The organism is Pyrobaculum ferrireducens, assembly GCF_000234805.1.
In the GTDB taxonomy this organism is placed as follows: domain Archaea; phylum Thermoproteota; class Thermoprotei; order Thermoproteales; family Thermoproteaceae; genus Pyrobaculum; species Pyrobaculum ferrireducens.
Genome location: NC_016645.1, coordinates 932,702 through 949,560 on the forward strand (window position 1 = coordinate 932,702; position 16,859 = coordinate 949,560).

General features: G+C 54.9%; 18 protein-coding genes. 8 read left to right on the forward strand and 10 right to left on the reverse strand.

Translation table 11 applies throughout. The features are described from left to right. Positions 1 to 3: 3 nt before the first annotated feature. From P186_RS05135 to P186_RS05170, 8 genes are all read left to right on the forward strand, one after another. Positions 4 to 1,239 (forward strand): COG1361 family protein, encoded by a 1,236-nt coding sequence (locus tag P186_RS05135; RefSeq protein WP_014288381.1) that lies wholly within the window; start codon positions 4 to 6, stop codon positions 1,237 to 1,239. 57 nt (positions 1,240 to 1,296) lie between these two features. Further along, positions 1,297 to 2,439, forward strand: a complete 1,143-nt coding sequence (locus P186_RS05140) for a signal peptidase I (RefSeq protein ID WP_014288382.1) — start codon at positions 1,297 to 1,299, stop codon at positions 2,437 to 2,439. Beyond that, positions 2,417 to 3,388, forward strand: a complete 972-nt coding sequence (locus tag P186_RS05145) for a hypothetical protein (protein ID WP_014288383.1) — start codon at positions 2,417 to 2,419, stop codon at positions 3,386 to 3,388. The genes P186_RS05140 and P186_RS05145 overlap by 23 nt, the downstream gene beginning before the upstream one ends. Positions 3,389 to 3,453: 65 nt before the next feature. Next, positions 3,454 to 4,083, forward strand: a complete 630-nt coding sequence (locus P186_RS05150; protein ID WP_014288384.1) for a hypothetical protein — start codon at positions 3,454 to 3,456, stop codon at positions 4,081 to 4,083. A gap of 425 nt (positions 4,084 to 4,508) precedes the next feature. Beyond that, positions 4,509 to 4,826: a hypothetical protein gene (locus P186_RS05155; RefSeq protein WP_148682751.1), complete on the forward strand. Its 318-nt coding sequence runs from the start codon at positions 4,509 to 4,511 to the stop codon at positions 4,824 to 4,826. A gap of 47 nt (positions 4,827 to 4,873) precedes the next feature. Then, entirely contained in the window at positions 4,874 to 5,056 is a 183-nt protein-coding gene (locus P186_RS05160; RefSeq protein ID WP_014288386.1) for a hypothetical protein, read from the forward strand. A 97-nt stretch (positions 5,057 to 5,153) separates the two neighbouring features. Next, the gene (locus tag P186_RS05165) at positions 5,154 to 6,263 is read left to right on the forward strand and encodes an Nramp family divalent metal transporter (RefSeq protein WP_237179472.1); all 1,110 of its coding nucleotides are present in this window, start codon (positions 5,154 to 5,156) and stop codon (positions 6,261 to 6,263) included. A gap of 7 nt (positions 6,264 to 6,270) precedes the next feature. Next, the gene (locus tag P186_RS05170; RefSeq protein ID WP_148682752.1) at positions 6,271 to 6,672 is read left to right on the forward strand and encodes a metal-dependent transcriptional regulator; all 402 of its coding nucleotides are present in this window, start codon (positions 6,271 to 6,273) and stop codon (positions 6,670 to 6,672) included. Positions 6,673 to 6,678: 6 nt separating this feature from the next. On the opposite strand, the gene P186_RS05175 is transcribed toward P186_RS05170, so the two are convergent. From P186_RS05175 to P186_RS05220, 10 genes are all read right to left on the reverse strand, one after another. Further along, a complete protein-coding gene (locus tag P186_RS05175) occupies positions 6,679 to 7,302 on the reverse strand; it encodes a phosphoribosylanthranilate isomerase (protein WP_014288389.1) in 624 nt (207 codons plus the stop codon). A gap of 98 nt (positions 7,303 to 7,400) precedes the next feature. Then, positions 7,401 to 8,816, reverse strand: coding sequence for a short-chain fatty acid transporter (locus P186_RS05180; RefSeq protein ID WP_148682753.1), 1,416 nt, complete (start codon positions 8,814 to 8,816; stop codon positions 7,401 to 7,403). Between the two features lie 123 nt (positions 8,817 to 8,939). Then, complete coding sequence (locus P186_RS05185) at positions 8,940 to 10,088, reverse strand: acyl-CoA dehydrogenase family protein (RefSeq protein ID WP_014288391.1); 1,149 nt, start codon at positions 10,086 to 10,088, stop codon at positions 8,940 to 8,942. After that, complete coding sequence (locus P186_RS05190; protein ID WP_014288392.1) at positions 10,085 to 10,516, reverse strand: Zn-ribbon domain-containing OB-fold protein; 432 nt, start codon at positions 10,514 to 10,516, stop codon at positions 10,085 to 10,087. Before P186_RS05190 ends, P186_RS05185 begins: the two co-directional genes overlap by 4 nt. Continuing rightward, on the reverse strand, positions 10,513 to 11,052 hold the full coding sequence (locus tag P186_RS05195; protein WP_014288393.1) for a Zn-ribbon domain-containing OB-fold protein: 540 nt from the start codon (positions 11,050 to 11,052) through the stop codon (positions 10,513 to 10,515). The genes P186_RS05190 and P186_RS05195 overlap by 4 nt, the downstream gene beginning before the upstream one ends. Further along, positions 11,049 to 12,236 carry a thiolase domain-containing protein gene (locus P186_RS05200; RefSeq protein WP_014288394.1) on the reverse strand — a complete coding sequence of 396 codons (1,188 nt, stop codon included), beginning with the start codon at positions 12,234 to 12,236 and terminating at the stop codon, positions 11,049 to 11,051. The genes P186_RS05195 and P186_RS05200 overlap by 4 nt, the downstream gene beginning before the upstream one ends. Continuing rightward, entirely contained in the window at positions 12,233 to 13,375 is a 1,143-nt protein-coding gene (locus P186_RS05205) for a thiolase domain-containing protein (protein WP_014288395.1), read from the reverse strand. Before P186_RS05205 ends, P186_RS05200 begins: the two co-directional genes overlap by 4 nt. A gap of 48 nt (positions 13,376 to 13,423) precedes the next feature. Further along, positions 13,424 to 15,313 carry an AMP-binding protein gene (locus P186_RS05210; RefSeq protein ID WP_014288396.1) on the reverse strand — a complete coding sequence of 630 codons (1,890 nt, stop codon included), beginning with the start codon at positions 15,311 to 15,313 and terminating at the stop codon, positions 13,424 to 13,426. A 129-nt stretch (positions 15,314 to 15,442) separates the two neighbouring features. Next, positions 15,443 to 16,342, reverse strand: coding sequence for a CoA transferase (locus tag P186_RS05215; protein ID WP_014288397.1), 900 nt, complete (start codon positions 16,340 to 16,342; stop codon positions 15,443 to 15,445). A 13-nt stretch (positions 16,343 to 16,355) separates the two neighbouring features. Further along, entirely contained in the window at positions 16,356 to 16,826 is a 471-nt protein-coding gene (locus tag P186_RS05220) for a PaREP1 family protein (RefSeq protein WP_014288398.1), read from the reverse strand. Positions 16,827 to 16,859: the final 33 nt, after the last annotated feature.

Sequence of the window (16,859 nt, forward strand, 5' to 3'; positions counted from 1 at the left end):
CCTATGAACAAGAAATACGCAACAGCCATAGCCACTGCGATGTTGCTACTAACAGTCGCCACGGCCTTCGCACTGTGGGCAGACGTCCTAAAAATCAAACTTACAGCCTACACCGGTAGCGTTGATATGGAGTTCGGCGACACCTTTACTATTACTGAGTATGTTGGATTTCCAGACGGCAGTGGAGGTTGGAACTTCGTACAAGAGGGCAGTGACCCAGAGGCAAAAGACGTGGGCAACTGCCAAGCAGAACTAGTAGAAGTTGAAGACGAGGAAGGTTCTCTTTCGTCATCCGGCGACAACGATCTTGATTTAAAAATAACGGTAACAAACGCCTATCCTGGGTATAAGTGTAGTGTTACATTTAATGTTGTTAACACCGGCACGATACCCGTCAAGGGGCCGGTCATCGTCATCCCCTCTAGCCCATGGACCGACGGCAACATCCTAGTGGAGCACGACATAACCACCGCGGCGTGTACACAGCTACACCCAGGCGACACCCAGCGCTTCCAAGTCAACGTAACGACGCTACAAGCCGCAAGCGAGTCAACGACATACACAGTCCAGATATACCTACGCTACGACCAGTGGAACGAGGCTGAGTGCCCAGGCGAAGGAGGAGGCGCAGGCGAGCTCAGCCTCAGCAAGTACTTCACCAGGAGTGGGGCTGGCGACCCTCTACCAACCGACGATGGATACCCCTACATAGATATCCAGGTTAGAAATGACGGTAGATTTGGCCAAACTAACCCTGACCATGTGATTATGGTTGTTGCTTTGCATAACCAGTTGGGGTTCGCCATGGATACATCAGCCACGTCTTTACAAATAGTGGATCAGCTCCCAGACGGCTGGGGGTTACCGACTAGCGGTAGTTGGGATAGTAAGGTAAAGGTCTGTATATTCAACACGCTACCCTCCAACTTCCCAGACATTGGGTTTGATAATCCATGTAGCGGCGGAACTCAAGTGACCAGCGCAAGTTTCAGCTACTCAGGAGGCACTTTGACGGTAACCATTAATGAGCCCACCGTCCCGAACAATGGATATGTGGTCGTCGTTATTAAGTCTGTGTTTACAAAAACCGGCAACCCGGTGCCACCCGGCTACTTTGATCAAACTGACTCTAGTCCTCCGCACACCGGCAATTACCGCCTCTTTACGAATAGTGCGTCAGCGACTTGGGGCGACTACACAGCGAACGTAGCGGCGAGTTTTAGAGGTTACGAGAAATAGTTAAATGCTGAAAAGGTAAATGTTTGTTTTTTAATTATTGGTTTCCTTATTCCTAATTTGGTTTTTCTCTTACCTGGCTGGGGGGGCACCGTGGCGGTTTATGGGGGGTGGCTTCTGCTTTTCTTGGCTCTGTCTCGGAGGCTGGGTGGGGGGGCTGGGGTGGTTTCGCTGTGGGAATCTCTGTGGCTGGGGATGGTCGCGGTGGCGTATCTCACCGTGATGGGCTTTTTCTTCGGCTTCGCCGTGGTTCCCTCGCTCTTTAAGCCTGACTTCTTTGCTGTGTCTGCGGCTTTGTGGGGGGTTAAGTTGCTTGGGGTGGAGGCTCTGAGATACGCCGTGTTGAGGACTAGGTGGCCCTATCTCTTGAAACTGGCGGTGTCTATTGGGGTTGGTGTCTTCTACGGCAATACTATATACACTAATGCTAAGGTGCTGTCAGGCCTCGCGGCTCCTGAGGGGTGGGCTGGGTTCCTTATCTCGTTTATCCCGGCGGTGTTTTACAACGTGTTGCTTGCCTATGTATATATGTGGGGGGGCTTTAGGCAGGGCCTTCTTCTTGCGGCGGTGGTGTCGGGGTACTGGGAGCTCTCGCCTGTGAGGCTGACTTCTTCACTAGGCGCCGTAGGGTCGGTGCTTCAGCTGGTGCTGTACTACGGGCTGTATCTGGCGGTGTCTAGGAGGTTCCAGCCTCTCAGAGAGCTTAAGGAGGAGTTCTTCGCCTCGCGGTGGAGTCGAGTTCTTGAGTACTTCTTCCTAGTCGTCGCGGTGGCGGCTGCCGGCTCTGTCTTGTCTCTGGCGCTGACGGGCCACGTCCCAGTGGCTGTGGTGAGCGGTAGCATGAGGCCTGTCTATGACGTAGGTGACTTGGTGATTTTGAAGAGAACTTCCGACGTGGCTGTGGGTGACGTGGTGGCGTTCGTCGTGGAGGGGCAACTGGTGATGCATAGGATCGTTGCCGTGACGCCTGACGGGAAGTTCGTGACAAAGGGCGACGCCGTACCGGTGCCCGACCCGTGGCTGGTGCCTAGGGAGGCGGTGGTGGGTAAGGCTGTTTATAGAATTCCCCTGTTGGGGTACCCTGTGATGTATATACACACCTCTGGGTTTAACATAATGCCTCTGCTGGCGTCTGGGTTGCTGGGGGGAATTGTTATAAACGAAGTTTTGAAGGCGAGGCGTGGACGCCGGCTTGCTACGTAAAATCGCTAAGTGGCCTCACCTAGGCACAGTTGCCTATTTTGCCGGTTTTCTACTGCTGAGCCTCGGCGCCATAGCGGCGTTGCTGTCATACACCCAGCCGGCCACGCTGGTTAGGGAGGAGCTGGAGTACTCCTTCACGATCACATCTAAATTCGACGGCTACGTAGATCTAGTGCCTAATCCAGTGTTTGGCGAGAGGGTGCGCCTCGGCTCGTTGCCGGTTTACCTATCCGCGGCGCGCAACGTCACAGTGACCCACAGCTTGTCTTTCTCAGGCGGCGTGTTCCGCGGCGGCGTTAGATACGACGTGTATCTGGTGCACCCAGACGGCTGGAGGCTTCTCTACATGGCAAACGTCTCTCTGCCCCTCTCGATAAACATAACTGACGCCGCAGTTGCCATCGACGGCGTGGCTAAGATATTCGGCGTCTCGGCCTCCGACTTCTCCATCCAGGTGGTGGCCAGGGCCGCCGGCCAGATGGTACGTGGCCCCTACACTGTCGATGTGGAGCTCCAGCACCCCATCTCAATCTCGGTGTCCAAGGGGAGGAATAGGCTAGAGCTTGTGGGAAACCTCACAGCATCTAAGAACTACAACTCAACCAGGAAGGTGGCGATCCCGGTGTACATCGCTGGGCGCCCCGTTGAGGAGGTGCGGACCCTCTCCGTAGAGGTGGCCGTGGTCGGCGCCGCTTTGGTGGTGGGCGCCACCGCGCTGTCGGCAAGGCAGAGGAAGCCCGAGGAGGCGGTTGACGAGAAGCTAGCACCCCTCACGGTGGAGGTGCTCGAGGCCGAGGTGCCGGTGGCCGCCATGTTGCCGGTGGCCAGCCCAGAGGTGTTGGCTAAGCTGGCTAAGATGCTTGAGCGGCCCATAATTAAGCAGAAGTGGAGGGGCAAGGTGAGGTACATGGTTCTGGACCGCGGCGCGGCTTACTACTACGAGGTTTAACAACTGTTTCCTCCACACACCACTTGTTGGGCAAGACTTAAACCCCTAGCCAACACCCAGTACACATGAAGAAGTTAACTACAACAGCAATAGCAACACTAGCAGTACTAATAGCAGTAGGCGTAGCCTTCGCACTGTGGGCAGACGTCCTAAAAATACACGTAGAGGTACAGACAGGCGACGTTGACGTGGAGTTCGGCGACACCTTTACTATTACTGAGTATGTTGGATTTCCAGACGGCAGTGGAGGTTGGAACTTCGTACAAGAGGACAGTGACTCAGAGGCAAAAGACGTGGGCGACTGCCAAGTACAACTGGTGGAAATTGAGAACGAAGAGGACACTTCACTTGGTACCTCTGCTGGAGACAACGACCTCGATCTAGAAATAACTCTGTCTAATGCCTACCCAGGTTACAGATGCGACGTTCAGTTTGAAGTGCAGAACACGGGTAGCATACCAGTTAAGCTATACTTCTACGACAGTGACAACAACAGGATAACACTGCCTGCTACAATTAACATTGGAGGCGGGGCTGTGATTTGTGAGTTAAGCGGCACAGACGAGGCACAGGTTCACCCCGACGACTCCGCCACCTATACGCTGTCGTGTGTGGTGCAACAGAGCGCCGCAGAAGATAGTACATACTCAACACAGATATATATACAGGCACGTCAGTGGAACGAGCCGCCGTAATTTGTAAAGGAATAATATATAAAATACAATTTTTTCTTTCTCTATTCATTTAAATTTTTTATTGATCTGATATTTCGTATCGTTTAACTTAGGTGAGGACTCGCGGTGACTTTAAGCTCTGCCCCGCTTATTAGAATCTGGGTAGATAGTGCAACGCCTTCTTGACAATTCGATTACAATACAAGTAAAGCCCTTGGCTTATTGCTAGAGGATATGGTAGGCACTGATTGCTTATTCGCTTTTTGGAGTATAAGCACGTGGTAAGGGGTTAAATGCAGGTATGAATAGCAGAGGTGTTGAGGTGCCATAGCTTCCGTTTCCATTTACATCATTATTTTTGCCAAATGCCGTGGGCTTGATATGTGTGGGTTGGATTCCTCGTACTGCGCCAGCTAGTGTTAAATAGTTGAGTCGTGTCGGTGTTTGTGTCGGTTATTAATCCTGGTGATAAGGCGAGGTTTGGTGAGGATTCCACGTTCTTGGTTTTTAAAAACGCCGAGGCGGTGGCTAGGCGGCTGGGGGTTGAGCTGGTGGTGGGCGGCGACGTGCTTAGGATTGGGGATTTTGAGGCTAGGTGGGCCGGGGGGAGGCTTGTGGTGGGGGATTTTTCTGCCGAGGTTGATGTGGAGCAGTGGGAGGCCTTTGTGTCTCTTGTGCTTAGCTACTTCGTGGGGGTGGGGCGGCCGCCGGATGGGGCGGCTCTGCGGGATATTCTCTTCGCCGTCGGCGTCTCGACTGGGTGAGGGGTATTTTGCCTGTTAGGTTTTAATAGCGCCGTCTCTCTTTACCTGTGTATTTTGTATATGTTAATAAGAGAAAGGGGAGGGTGTTGATTACTAGGAAGAGGGTTTTGTGGGGTGGGTGGAGGCTGGCGGCGGCTTATGGCAACGCCGCGGCGGCGATGAGGCTGGCGCGGTTTATCGCCGATGTGAGGGATTACGTGCTTGAGTGGGATCTCTACGTGTTTGAGTGATTTAGACTTGGCTAAAATGTAATGATAGTTAATTAGGCCTCATCCCCACGATTTTTTAGCCTTGGAAAAATTTTTTAAGAGGTGTTCGGATCTCTACGTGGGTGTTGTTGGTCCCGCTACTGTGGTTTCTGTTGCGTATGTAGACCCTGGGAACTTCGGCGCTAATCTAGAGGCTGGTATGAGGTTTGGCCTTGGGCTTCTGTGGGTGGTGTGGGTCAGCGGGTTGCTGGCGGTGGCTGTGCAGTACGTGGCTGGGGCTGTGGGCATCGCCAGGGGGCGCGGCGTCTTGGAGCTGGTGGGCGGCGGGTGGCGGCCCTTTCTATCGCCGGTTCTTCTGGCGGTGTTGCTTGCGACTGACATGGCTGAGTACGTGGGGGTCATCGCGGGGCTCCACCTACTCCTGGGCCTGCCCATATCCGCCGCGGCTCTGCTCGGCTTTGTCGACGTGGCAATCCTGGCGGCTCTGGCCGACAGGAGGGATCTCTTTGCCAAGGTGATAGGGGGCATGGTGGCGGCGATTGGGCTGAGCTTCGTGGCGGAGCTGTTTCTCATAAGGCCGGACCCCGCCTCGGTGCTGGCGGCCTCTTTTCTGCCGAGTATATCTGGGGACTCGGCGCTGGTGGCGGCGGCTATAGTCGGGGCGACTATAATGCCCCACGCCGTGGTGCTCCACAGCCACCTAGCTCCGGGGCAGAGCAGGGGAGAGCACGGCTGGCAGACGCTGGTGAACATGCTGGGGGCCTCGGCGATAAACGCCTCTATCTTGATAACCTCGGCATACGCCCTCGGCGGTAGCGACGTCACTCTCTTCGAGGTGCCTAGGGTGCTGGAACCCCTCTACGGCCCCCTATCGGCGATCCTCTTCTCCCTAGCGCTTCTCCTCTCGGGCGTCGCCTCGTCGGCGGTCTCTGTGGAGTTCGGAGTTGTTGCTGTTAAGTTCATCACGGGCCGGGGGGTGGAGGCGTGGAGGGTTAGGCTGGGCGCCCGCCTGGCCAACCTGGCCCCGGCTGTGCTGGCGATGGGGGTGGCGGGCCTCTCGCCTCTTTCAGTCCTTGTCTATACTCAGGCGGTGCTTGCGGCGGCTCTCCCGGTCGTCCTTGTGGTGCTGTGGCGCCTCTCGGGCGGCGTCGTGTCGAGGTGGCTTAGGCTTGTGGTGGCGGGCGCCGCGGCGTACTCGGCCGCACTGGTGGTCTACTCACTTATATAGGGGATTTATGTGTGCCGTGGGTCACGAGCTTCTGAGGTACAGGCCTGAGCACTACCTGGAGGCGCTTCACCAGCTTGGGGGCCGCGCGTCTCTTACGGCGCTTGCGAGGGTGGTGGGGGTGAGGCCCAGCACCGCTAGGAAGATGGTGCTGTACCTCCAGGCGGAGGGGCTGGTGGAGTACCGGGGCCGCGGGGGGGTTCTGCTTACTGAGGCTGGGAGGGCTAGGGTGGAGCATCTGGACAGGATACACAGCTCCCTCGCCGACTTCTTCAAGGCCATCGGCGTCGAGGAGGAGCTCGCCGAGTCGGAGGCCGAGAAGCTGGAGCACGTAATCGATCCGAGGGTGGTGGAGCGCCTCGCCGCCGTGGCACAGCTGTTGAAGAGCCTCAAGGCGCTGTGTGGGCGGTAGCGCGGCTCACCGGCCGAGGGCTTTGAGGAGGGCTCTGACTTTCTCCATATTCTTCACGCCGGGGGCGTCCTCCACCCCGCTCGCCACGTCCACCATGTAAGGCCTAAGCCTAGCAACAAGATGCGCATTTTCTGGAGTTATCCCCCCAGCTATAGCAACTTTGTCCAGATGGGCCACTTCCCCAAGTACCGCTAATGGTATCTTTAAGCCACCTTCGTAACGTTCTTGGCTTTTTTTGTCAGCGTCAATTAAGATATATTCATATCTCCGCTTAAGTAGGGACTCTACGATCTTTTTTATATTGATTCCCGGTTTGTATAGAACAACTGGGGCCAACGTAAGACCTCTCTCTGTGGCGTAGTCATAATCCTCTGGGAGGATAGTGTTGTGATACTGTATCACTTGTATTTCGAATGTTGCCGCTATCTCAACGGCTTTTTTTAATGACAGAGATGCTGTGACGAGTACAGGTTTGTTTCTTTGTACCATTTCACGGAGTGATTGAAGCTGATCTATAGACACCGAGCGGGGACTTATAGGCTCAACTATAAATCCTATGTAGTCAACTAACTGATCAAGTATATACACATCTTCCGGTCTTGTTACACCGCATATCTTTACCAAAACCACATTTTGCTATGTTAATTTAACTTATATCTTTTCGATGAGGTCTATAACAAATTTTAAATCTATTTATAAATTTATATGTTTAAAAAATGTAATTTTCTTTATAAATTAATAGGCATTATCAACATTGCAATTGTTAATACTACTGAATAAATTATAAAAAGCACCATGAGATAGCCCATTATCTCTCTAAACTCTAGACCTGAGACGCCTAGAAGTGGAATCGCCCAAAATGGCTGAATCATGTCTGTAGCCATGTCGCCCCACGCATACGCCATTACTATAGAGGCATCGCTAATGCCGTGGGTAAAACCTGCCTTTAGTATATAAGGCGATTCAATAACCCATTTAGAACCACCAGAAGGGACTAGATAATTCAGAATACCTGAATACCAGTAGACAATTAATAAATACGTCTGGGGAGTAGATATAGCTATAAAGAAATTTGTCAAGGTCTGGGCTAATGAGGTGTAGTTAATCATGCCGAATATACCTGCGTAGAATGGGAATTGGATAATTATCCCCCAAACAAACCTCGCACCCTCGGCTGCGGCTTTTAGGAAGCTAACAGGTCTATAGTGGAATATAATACCAAGCATGAGGAATATGAAATTTACCACATCAAGTGTTAGGCCTGCGAATCCTTTTTTAGCAAAGTTGTCAACTAGCCAAGTAAGGCCCATTAGAAAAATTATTATATTCCACCCAGGCCACCAGCTTAGCTTCTCCGCCGTTGTCATAATTTGGGGTCTTTGCGGCGGTTCCCACCTTTTTAATCTTTCTAAAATTTCGGGAGTCATTTTATACGCCCTCTCGGGTCTTGGAGTCATTGCCGCCATTACTAATGCCGTTAGAATAATAATTACAGAGACTAGTATTAGGTTAAAGGGAGACAATATAGTTCTGGTGATAGGTATAACCTCTTTGAGAACACCTGTTTGTATTAAGAAGTTGTTTGGTGTAGCTACTAGTAATGGTGCTGATCCCGAGAGTCCGCTGTGCCATGTCGTTCCCAAGCCTAAATACGCCGTGGCTACCAGTAGTCTGAAGTCTACTTTAGGCTGGTGACGTGCTATATATGTCATAAACATGGCACTAGAAGAAATACTCAAACCCCAGTTAATCCACCCAGTAATGTTTGACCATAAGCCCATTAAGAGTATTGACTGCCACGGCTTTTCAGGATTGGGCTTTCTAGATAGCCAATCCATAAATTTTGCAACTGGTGGAGATACTGCAAGAATATAGCCTAGAAGCATAATGAGAGTCATCTGCATGGCAAATGTCAGCAGTATCCAAAAACCATTTCCCCACGCTATGATGACGTGGTAGAGTCCGTCAAGTCCCCACCAAGGCTTACCAGGTGGACTTCCCCATATCCATGCGAGGAGAAGAGTCACTAGTGTTAGCATAACCGCGATGATCCACGCATCAGGGATGTATTTTTCTGTCCACTGAGTCATTCGCCACCCAACTTCTTTTAGTGGCTCAGTAATATAACGTTCTAAAGTTCCCATAGAGTATATTTTAATATGTATTTATAAATTTAATTTATTTATCACCAGCAAAAATGGTTATTAAATACTTATATGTTATATTTATTATCGTCCATAAAAATTATATATGAAGAATATAATATACTAATGAAATGATCCTTTTTCTATTAGTTTATAAATGACATATTTCATGACTTCGTTAGTACCCTCACCTATCTCTAGGATTTTGGCGTCTCTGTAGAACATCTCCGCTTTGCTTTCTTTGCTGTAGCCGAACCCGCCTTCTATCTGCACTGCGCGTCTGGCGACGTCTACGGCGATGCGGGCGCTCTGTAGCTTGGCGACATGGGTCATGAGGACGAAGTGGGGCGACTTGGTGTCGTATAGGTAGGCGGAGTAGTACGTCAGCGTCCTTGCGGTTTCTATAGCGGCGAGCATCTCCGCTAGCTCGAACTGGGTGTTTTGGAACTCCACCAGCCGCCTGCCGAAGAGCTCTCTATTCCTCGCCCAGCTCAGCGCTTCTTCATAAGCTCCGCGGGCGACTCCGACCGCCACGGCGGCCACCGCTGTCCTTCCAATGTTTAGGGTGGTGGTTAGCACCTCCCACCCGCCGTTCACCTTGCCCACGACGTCGTCGTCGCCGGCTCTGCAGTCGCTGAGTTTAAGCTCTGCGGTTCCCGTACCTCTGACCCCCATCACCTCTATAGGCGAGGCCTCGATGCATTTACTACGGGGGAGTAGAAACAGCGTAATTGCCCTGTGCCTCGCCTCCCTCGGCCCCGTCCTCGCCGCCACTAGGTAGTAGTCTGCGTAGAGCCCGTTGGTTATCCACATCTTGGTGCCGTTGATGACCCACTCCCCGCCCCTCTTCTCGGCTTGTGTTTGGATCGCCGCGGCATCTGAGCCGCAACAAGGCTCCGAGAGGGCGAAGGCGCCTATCTTCTCGCCGGCCGCAACCTTGGAGAGCACCTCCTCCTTCTGCCTCTTGGTGGCGAAGTTGTTGAGGGCATCGGCGAATAGTATGCCGTAGGCCTCCACAAGGAGGCTGAAGCCCCCGCTGACGCGGCCCAGCTCCTCAAGCACCACCACCGCAGTCCTCAAGTCGCCGCCCCCGCCTCCGTACTCGGGCGAGACGGTGGGGGTTAGTAGGCCGAGTTTCCCCGCTTCTCTAATCACCTCGCGTGGGTAGTAGTTTTCCCGATCCATTTTCCTGGCGACAGGCTCAACGTATTTCTCGGCGAATTCCCTGGCCGTCCGCCTCGCCAGCTCGTGTTCCTGAGTCAGAAGAGTCATGCCTCCTCGAAGTACTCAATGTCTGTGACGAGGCCACGCCTATCGGCGCGCCACCTGGGCCTCACCTTCATGCCGACCCTGGGCCTATCCGTCTTTACGTAGTGTATGAGGCCGCCCTCAACGCCGGGGAATTTTATGAATGCCAGCACCCGGGGCTCTTTAAGCGGCTCTCCGTAGAAGTCTCTGTGGATCACTGTGTACGTCTCCACGACGCCGAGCGGCGCCACCTCCCTCAGCTCCGTAACCTCCTGGAAGTCGTGCGGGCAGTACATTTTGGGTGGCATATACAGCCTGCCGCACTTGGGGCAGTAGGCCGCCGTGAGCCTCCCCGACTCCAACGCCTCGAGCCATTTTGTGCCAACCGGGCCGGCGGTGTATACATACGCCTCTATCTCCATTACCTCTGGGAAGTACTTGACGCGCCTCATGGCCTCGCCACCTCGAAGCACTCTATGTCTGTTATCGAGCCGGTTCTCTGCTCGGGCGGCTTCCACCTTGCCTTTACCCTGGCTCCGAATATCTTCATGGACTTCACGTCGTCCTCCGACGCGCCGCAGATGTAGTGCATTAAGCCGGGGAAGAAGTGGTCGTCGAATTGGTAGCCGGGGACGTCAAGCTTAATAACGCCCACGGCTACCGGCCTCTCAAGCCTCGCCCTTGTGGCCGATATGTAGCTCATCACCGCCGTGTTGACCACGCCTTCGTCCCGAGCCTCTACCCACCCGTCTACCTCTCTGAAGCAGTAGGAGCAGTACATCCTCGGCGGGACGAACACCCTCCCGCACTTGTTGCAGTACGTGCCGAGTATCTTCCCCTCTTTGAGGCCGGCTAGGAATCTGCCCAGGGCCTCGCCAGTGGTGTAGTTGTAGCGCGCCTTGCCGACCACTGGAAACTCGAATACTGGGAACTCCACGCGGTCGTACTTGGTGCCCCTCGGGTTTATGGGCTTGGTTGGTCCCGTCATATCCCCATCACGATGACTGTTCCTGCCTGCATGAGGTCTCCCCAGGCCTGTGCCAGGCCGGTGTACACCGGCTTCTTTACCTGCCTCGCCCCCGCCTCGCCCCTTATCTGCCAGAATATCTCTGCCACTTTCATAAGGCCCGCGGCCGCGATGGGGTTCCCCACGCCGAGTAGGCCGCCGGATGGGTTTATGGGGAGGTCGCCGTCTCTCTGCGTCACGCCCTCCCTTGTGAGTACCGGCGCCTCGCACTTCCTCGCCAGCCCGAGGCCCTCCATGTGGTGTAGCTCTTTGTAGTCGAAGGGGTCGTAGGGCTCCGCCACGTCTATCTGCTTCCGCGGGTTGTCTATCCCAGCCATGCGGTAGGCCATCTCAGCCGCCCTCCGCACGTATTCGGGGTAGGCCAAGTCGCGGTTTGTCCAGTGCGTCGTGTCGAGAGTCCACCCAACGCCTTTAATCCACACGGGGGTGTCTGTAATCCTCCTAGCCTCCTCCTCGCTTGCCAACACCAGCGCCACGGCGCCGTCGCTTGTTGGCGATATGTCTAGCAACTGCACCGGCCAGACCAGGACCTCGCTCTTCAACACGTCGTCCACCGTTATGTTTGGCATGCAGAGCTGCGCCGAGGGGTGGCCGCAGGCGTTGCGCTTGTTCTTAACAGAGACCAGCGCTATGTCCTCCTTCTTCACCCCGCATTTATACATGTAGCGGTGCATCTCCATGGCGAATATCCAGATTAAGTTGGGGTTGAGGGGCTTCTCGACGATGGGGTCCCATATGTAGCGGAAGACGTACTGCGTATGCGGCTTCGCGGCGTGGCTCATCTTCTCCTCGGCGACGACAAGCACCTTTTTGCAGAGTCCAGACGCCACGTGCCACCACGCGGCGATGGGGACAAAGACGCCGGTGGCGCCTCCCACAAATACTCTGATGGTCGGCTTGTGGATGCCCCCGGCGCCCTCGGCGAGGTACTCCCCCTTCATGTGAACGCCGTCGAAGGCGTCTGGCGCGCTTCCGATGACGACGCAGTCTATATCCTTGAGGGTCAGGCCGGCCTCGTCCAGCGCCTGCTTAGCCGCGAGCCACGCCAGCTCTTGGGGCGTCTCCAGCATTCTGCTTCTGAACAGCGTCATCCCGGCGCTCACAACTGCCACTCTGTGCTTGAAGTTGATGTTGCGGCTCGTCATAGCCTCAGCACAGCCACGACGCTTGTAGTTGTGGGGACGCCTCTCCAGCTGTGCACCACCGCCACGTCCCGCCTATCTACCTCCGCCTTGAAGTCGCCTTTCATGACGGCGACGGCGTAGCTCAGCCTCGCCAGTCCGTGCACCTCGAAGGGGACGCCCTCGGCCAGAGCCCCCCCGCTGAGATTTACGGGCAGTCTCCCTCCTGGACAGAAGGCGCCGTCGGCGAGCAACTCCTTAGCTTGCCCGCGGGGCGCCAGCCTGAGGGCCTCGATGTGCTGAAGCTCTTTGAAGCTGTATCGGTTATCCACCTCGGCGAAGCCCACCTCCTTGGCGGGGTCTGCGACTTTGGCCTGCATATACGCGCCGTCGGCGGCCTCCCTGGCGTGGTGCGGAAAAGCCCAGTCGTGGTACTCCAGAGTGGAGATCTCCGTAGACCACCAAACCCCATCCACCCAGACGGGGGCGTCGGTGAAGTCCCTAACCACCCTGTCGGAGGCCAGCACCACGACGACGGCGGCGTCCACGAACTTGGCTATGTCAGCCTCTTTCAGGGGGTCCACCACGGTGGGGGTAGACGCTCTCGATCTGCCCGGCGATGCGTACACGGCGCGGGGGTTTTTGACGCCGGCCTTATGGGCCTTTTCCACCACAGCCTCCAGGTGCTCCTCCTCGACGCCGTACCTAGCCATGTAGGCCCTGGCCTCCAAGGCCGCTAATGCGTGTACATTTTCCAGCCCCAGAGGCCGCAGTGATACGGGGTCCGTGGCTGTGAACATAACCTCGTTGAGTGTGACGACGTCGGAGGGCTTTCCATGAGACTCAACTACAACGACGTCGAAAAGGCCAGACTTAATCATCATATATGCCTGCCCCACGCACTGAAGCCCGTCGCCGGTCACCGTATACACCGCCTTCATCGCACCGCCGACGGGGTCCGGCGCAAATTCATCAGCAATAGATATCCCCTCCCAGAAGTCCTCCTGGCACGAGATAAACGCGTCTACGTCCCTCCGGGGATCGAGACCGCCTGCGTCCTCATATGCCCTCTGCGCCGCCTTGAACATCATCTCGCGGAAGGAATAGTCGACCACTTCGGGCTGGAAGCCGAACCAGCCCACACCCGCTATTCCAACTCTCATTAAGTAGGTTTGAAAGTGGGATTATTTAACAGTTTGTAGTTTATTTAACTAAATTTTGCCAATTGCCTTCTTTATCTCCTCAATAGCCTCTGGATTTTCCAGAGCCGAGAGGTCGCCGGGGCTACGGCCGAGGTGGATGGCCCTTATGACCCTCCTCATGATTTTAGCATTCCTCGTCTTGGGCAACATCTTGACAAACTTTACGTCCTCCACGGCGCCGAACGCCTTGCCCAACGCCTCCTCTGTCAGCCTTATCAGCTCAGCCCTCAGCGACTCGCTGGGCTCGTAGCCGGCCTTCAACACGACGAAGCAGATAGGCACCTCGCCCTTTACCGAATGGGGGACGCCTATACACGCAGACTCCGCCACGGCTGGGTGCGCGTTGAGGACCGTCTCTATCTCGGCGGGCCCCAGCCGCTTCCCAGCCACCTTAATTGTGTCGTCGGCACGGCCCAGTATGTAGAAGTACCCCTCTTGATCCACCATGGCGGCGTCCCCATGCGCCCACACCCCAGGCCACTTGCTCCAGTAGGTCTCTAAATAGCGCTGGGGATCCCTCCAGAAGCCCCTCGTCATGCCCGGCCACACCGAGAGGACCACCAGCTCTCCCTCTACCCCAGGAGGCGCGGGCCTGCCGTCTTCTGTAAACACAGTGGCCTTCGTGCCTATGCTGGCGCCGTTGAAGGAGCTGGGCTTTATGGGCTTCACCACGTAGCAACCCAGAATCCCGCCGGAGATCTCAGTCCCCCCGGAGTAGTTGATAATCGGCACCCTCCCCCTGCCCATTCTGTAGAGCCACAGCCAGCTCTCGAGGTCGATAGGCTCCCCAGTGTTGCCGAAGGCCTCCAGGTGGTCTAGTTGCCCCGGCTCTGCGGAGGCCCCTATGCTCCTGAGGTGTCTAGTGAGGGTGGCGGCGAGGCCTAGAGACTTCACCTCAAACCTCTCCGCGAAGCGCCACAGCCTGTCCTTGGGGTAGTCAGGGGCCCCCTCGAAAAAGGCCATGGAGCCTCTAAGGAGGTATGCGGCGAAGACCATCCAGGGCCCCATCATCCACCCCATGTCAGTCACCCAGCTCAGCGTCTCCCCCCTCTTTATGTCGAAATGGAAGTAGACATCCGCGGCGGCCTTTATGGGGAAGCCGTCGTGTGTGTGTACTGTGCCTTTGGGCTTCCCAGTGGTGCCCGATGTGTAGATAATCATCAAGGGGTCTTCAGACTCTGTATTCTCCACATAGTCGCCGCCTGTCTTAAAGACGTCGGACAGCGGCGTGTAGCCGCTCTGCCTTCCCGACCTCTCCAGCACCACCACGTGTCTAACGCTCTGGGTAAGGCCGGCCTTTAGCTCGGAGAACATATCCACCTCCTTGCCTCTGCGGTATGAGACGTCTGCGGCGAAGACGAACTTCGCCTCGCTGTCCTCCAGCCTAACCCTAATGGCCTCCCTCCCGAAGCCGCTGAAGAGGGGCACTATTATGCCGCCGGCCCTTATGGCGCCCAGCATGACCGGCACTATCTCGGGCACCATGGGCATGTACACCGCTACGCGGTCGCCCTTCTCCAAGCCGTTTCGCTTAAGCCAGCTGGCCACGGCCCTGGCCTTGTATAGCACCTCCGAGTAGCTCCAAGACACAGTAGCGCCATCCTCCCCCTCCCACTTCACTAGAGGCTCCGAGGTGTCCTCAAGCTGGTCGGCAATGTTGAGCCGCCCTCCTACAAACCACCGGGGCCACTGAACCCCCCGCGACAAGTCCAACACCTTGGTGTACGGCTCTCTCCACCTCAGCCTCAACACCTCCCGCTCAAAAGTGGACCAGAACTCCTCCGGCTTTTCATAGGTATGGGAGATAAACTGTTCCAGCGTTTCAAAGCCGTGTAGCGACATATATCTAGCTACATTAGACGCCTCCAGATGCTGTTTTTCAGGTTTCCATATGTCCATTAAATTTTTTACTATTATTAAGTATTTTAAAATTTATCATCACAACTCTAGCCACTTATTTTATAAATATTTCCAGCCTCTACAAAAAGTCGCTCCGGCTCGCCCTAGTATTAGAAGTCGGTAATCATCTCATTTTTCAAAGTTTACTTTTAAAAACGCAGATATTAACTTATCTAGATCTACTCTCTTGGCAACCTCTTCTAAAGACAAGACAGGTGCAAGGGGTACATCAAGCTCTGCCGCTCTATTTAACAACTCCCCACACTTTATTCTACTAGTTTCTTTCTCAACCTCGGTGACTGCTCCGGGATCTAGTATCCTATTTATGAGATCCGGCCTCCCTATCAACATGCAGAACCTCTCCCAAAACTTCGGCTCCACAGCCCCCAGAGCCACTTTCCCATCAGCACATCTGTAGATGTTGTAGAAGGGGTAGCTCCCGGTGAGTCTCGGCTCTCCGACATCTCCAATATTGGCGAAGTTTAACAAATTGAGGAGAAGGGCGACGCGTTCCATCGGCACCTCGAAATACCCAGCGCGGCCGAGGGCCACGGAGGCGGCTACGGCAAAGGCCGCAACGAGGCCAGTTGCCACATCTATGCTCTGCGGCGTCGGCACCGAGTCTCTTATATGGCCTGCAACTGCGGCGAAGTTTATGTCGTGGCCGGGGGCGTTAGACGACTCGTAGCCAGTAATGGCGACATAGATAATGGAGGGATTAACCGCGCTTAAGACCCTATAAGATACGCCGAGCCTCTCGGCGGCTTGAGGTCTGAAGCTTGTGATAACGGCGTCTGCGCCCCTCACCATGTCGTACAGAATGCGTCTGCCCTCCTCACTCTTTAGATCAACTACAACCCTCCTCTTCCCCTCGTTTAGCAAACGGTAGAGAAGTGGACTAAAAGACTTCATAGGATCGCCACCTGGAGGCTCTACTTTTACAACCTCGAACCCCCACCCGGCGAGCAACCTACCTGCTAGGGGGCCTGGGTACAGCGTCGCCAGCTCGACAACTCTCCCGCCCGCCATATCTCCCCTATGCTTAGCCCCCCTTTGAGGTTTCTAGTTGCCGTAGGATCTTCTCGACGTACTCCAATACCTGTCTTACGTCAGAGGCCACCTCCTCTAGATCTGAGTAGTCCACGAAGTTTGTATCGAAGCCGTTGTAAGCAAATCTATGTAACATCAACGCAGTTTTTACCACTGGCTCAACCCCGGCGACGCCCAGCGCCTCCAGGTCTTTTGCTATTCTAATCAAGCCGGTGGTGGGGGCCGCGTAGCCGACTTTAAGATACCACTCCCCCCTCTTGGCGTCCCGCGTCAAGAGGTCAAGCCTCAACACCACCAAAGCTCTTAGCAGGGCTCTAAGCGCCATGAATGCCTTGTTTGCCGCGTTTTGGTAGAGCTCTCTTTTCAAAATCTCCTCGGCTAACTTTGCCTCTGCCTTCGCCTCCTCGATCCTCGCCTCGACGAATTCTCTAGGCCTATTCCTAAGATCTAGATATCCCTCCACGCGGAGGCCCCGGTGCGGAGATATAAACCTTGC

What these genes read in the sequence shown, in the direction of transcription:
- P186_RS05135 (WP_014288381.1), top strand. Translation starts at nt 4, where the DNA reads ATGAACAAGAAATACGCAACAGCCATAGCCACTGCGATGTTGCTACTA.
- P186_RS05150 (WP_014288384.1), top strand. Translation starts at nt 3,454, where the DNA reads ATGAAGAAGTTAACTACAACAGCAATAGCAACACTAGCAGTACTAATA.
- P186_RS05170 (WP_148682752.1), top strand. Translation starts at nt 6,271, where the DNA reads ATGTGTGCCGTGGGTCACGAGCTTCTGAGGTACAGGCCTGAGCACTAC.
- P186_RS05180 (WP_148682753.1), bottom strand. Translation starts at nt 8,816, where the DNA reads ATGGGAACTTTAGAACGTTATATTACTGAGCCACTAAAAGAAGTTGGG.
- P186_RS05185 (WP_014288391.1), bottom strand. Translation starts at nt 10,088, where the DNA reads ATGACTCTTCTGACTCAGGAACACGAGCTGGCGAGGCGGACGGCCAGG.
- P186_RS05190 (WP_014288392.1), bottom strand. Translation starts at nt 10,516, where the DNA reads ATGAGGCGCGTCAAGTACTTCCCAGAGGTAATGGAGATAGAGGCGTAT.
- P186_RS05195 (WP_014288393.1), bottom strand. Translation starts at nt 11,052, where the DNA reads ATGACGGGACCAACCAAGCCCATAAACCCGAGGGGCACCAAGTACGAC.
- P186_RS05200 (WP_014288394.1), bottom strand. Translation starts at nt 12,236, where the DNA reads ATGACGAGCCGCAACATCAACTTCAAGCACAGAGTGGCAGTTGTGAGC.
- P186_RS05205 (WP_014288395.1), bottom strand. Translation starts at nt 13,375, where the DNA reads ATGAGAGTTGGAATAGCGGGTGTGGGCTGGTTCGGCTTCCAGCCCGAA.
- P186_RS05210 (WP_014288396.1), bottom strand. Translation starts at nt 15,313, where the DNA reads ATGGACATATGGAAACCTGAAAAACAGCATCTGGAGGCGTCTAATGTA.
- P186_RS05215 (WP_014288397.1), bottom strand. Translation starts at nt 16,342, where the DNA reads ATGGCGGGCGGGAGAGTTGTCGAGCTGGCGACGCTGTACCCAGGCCCC.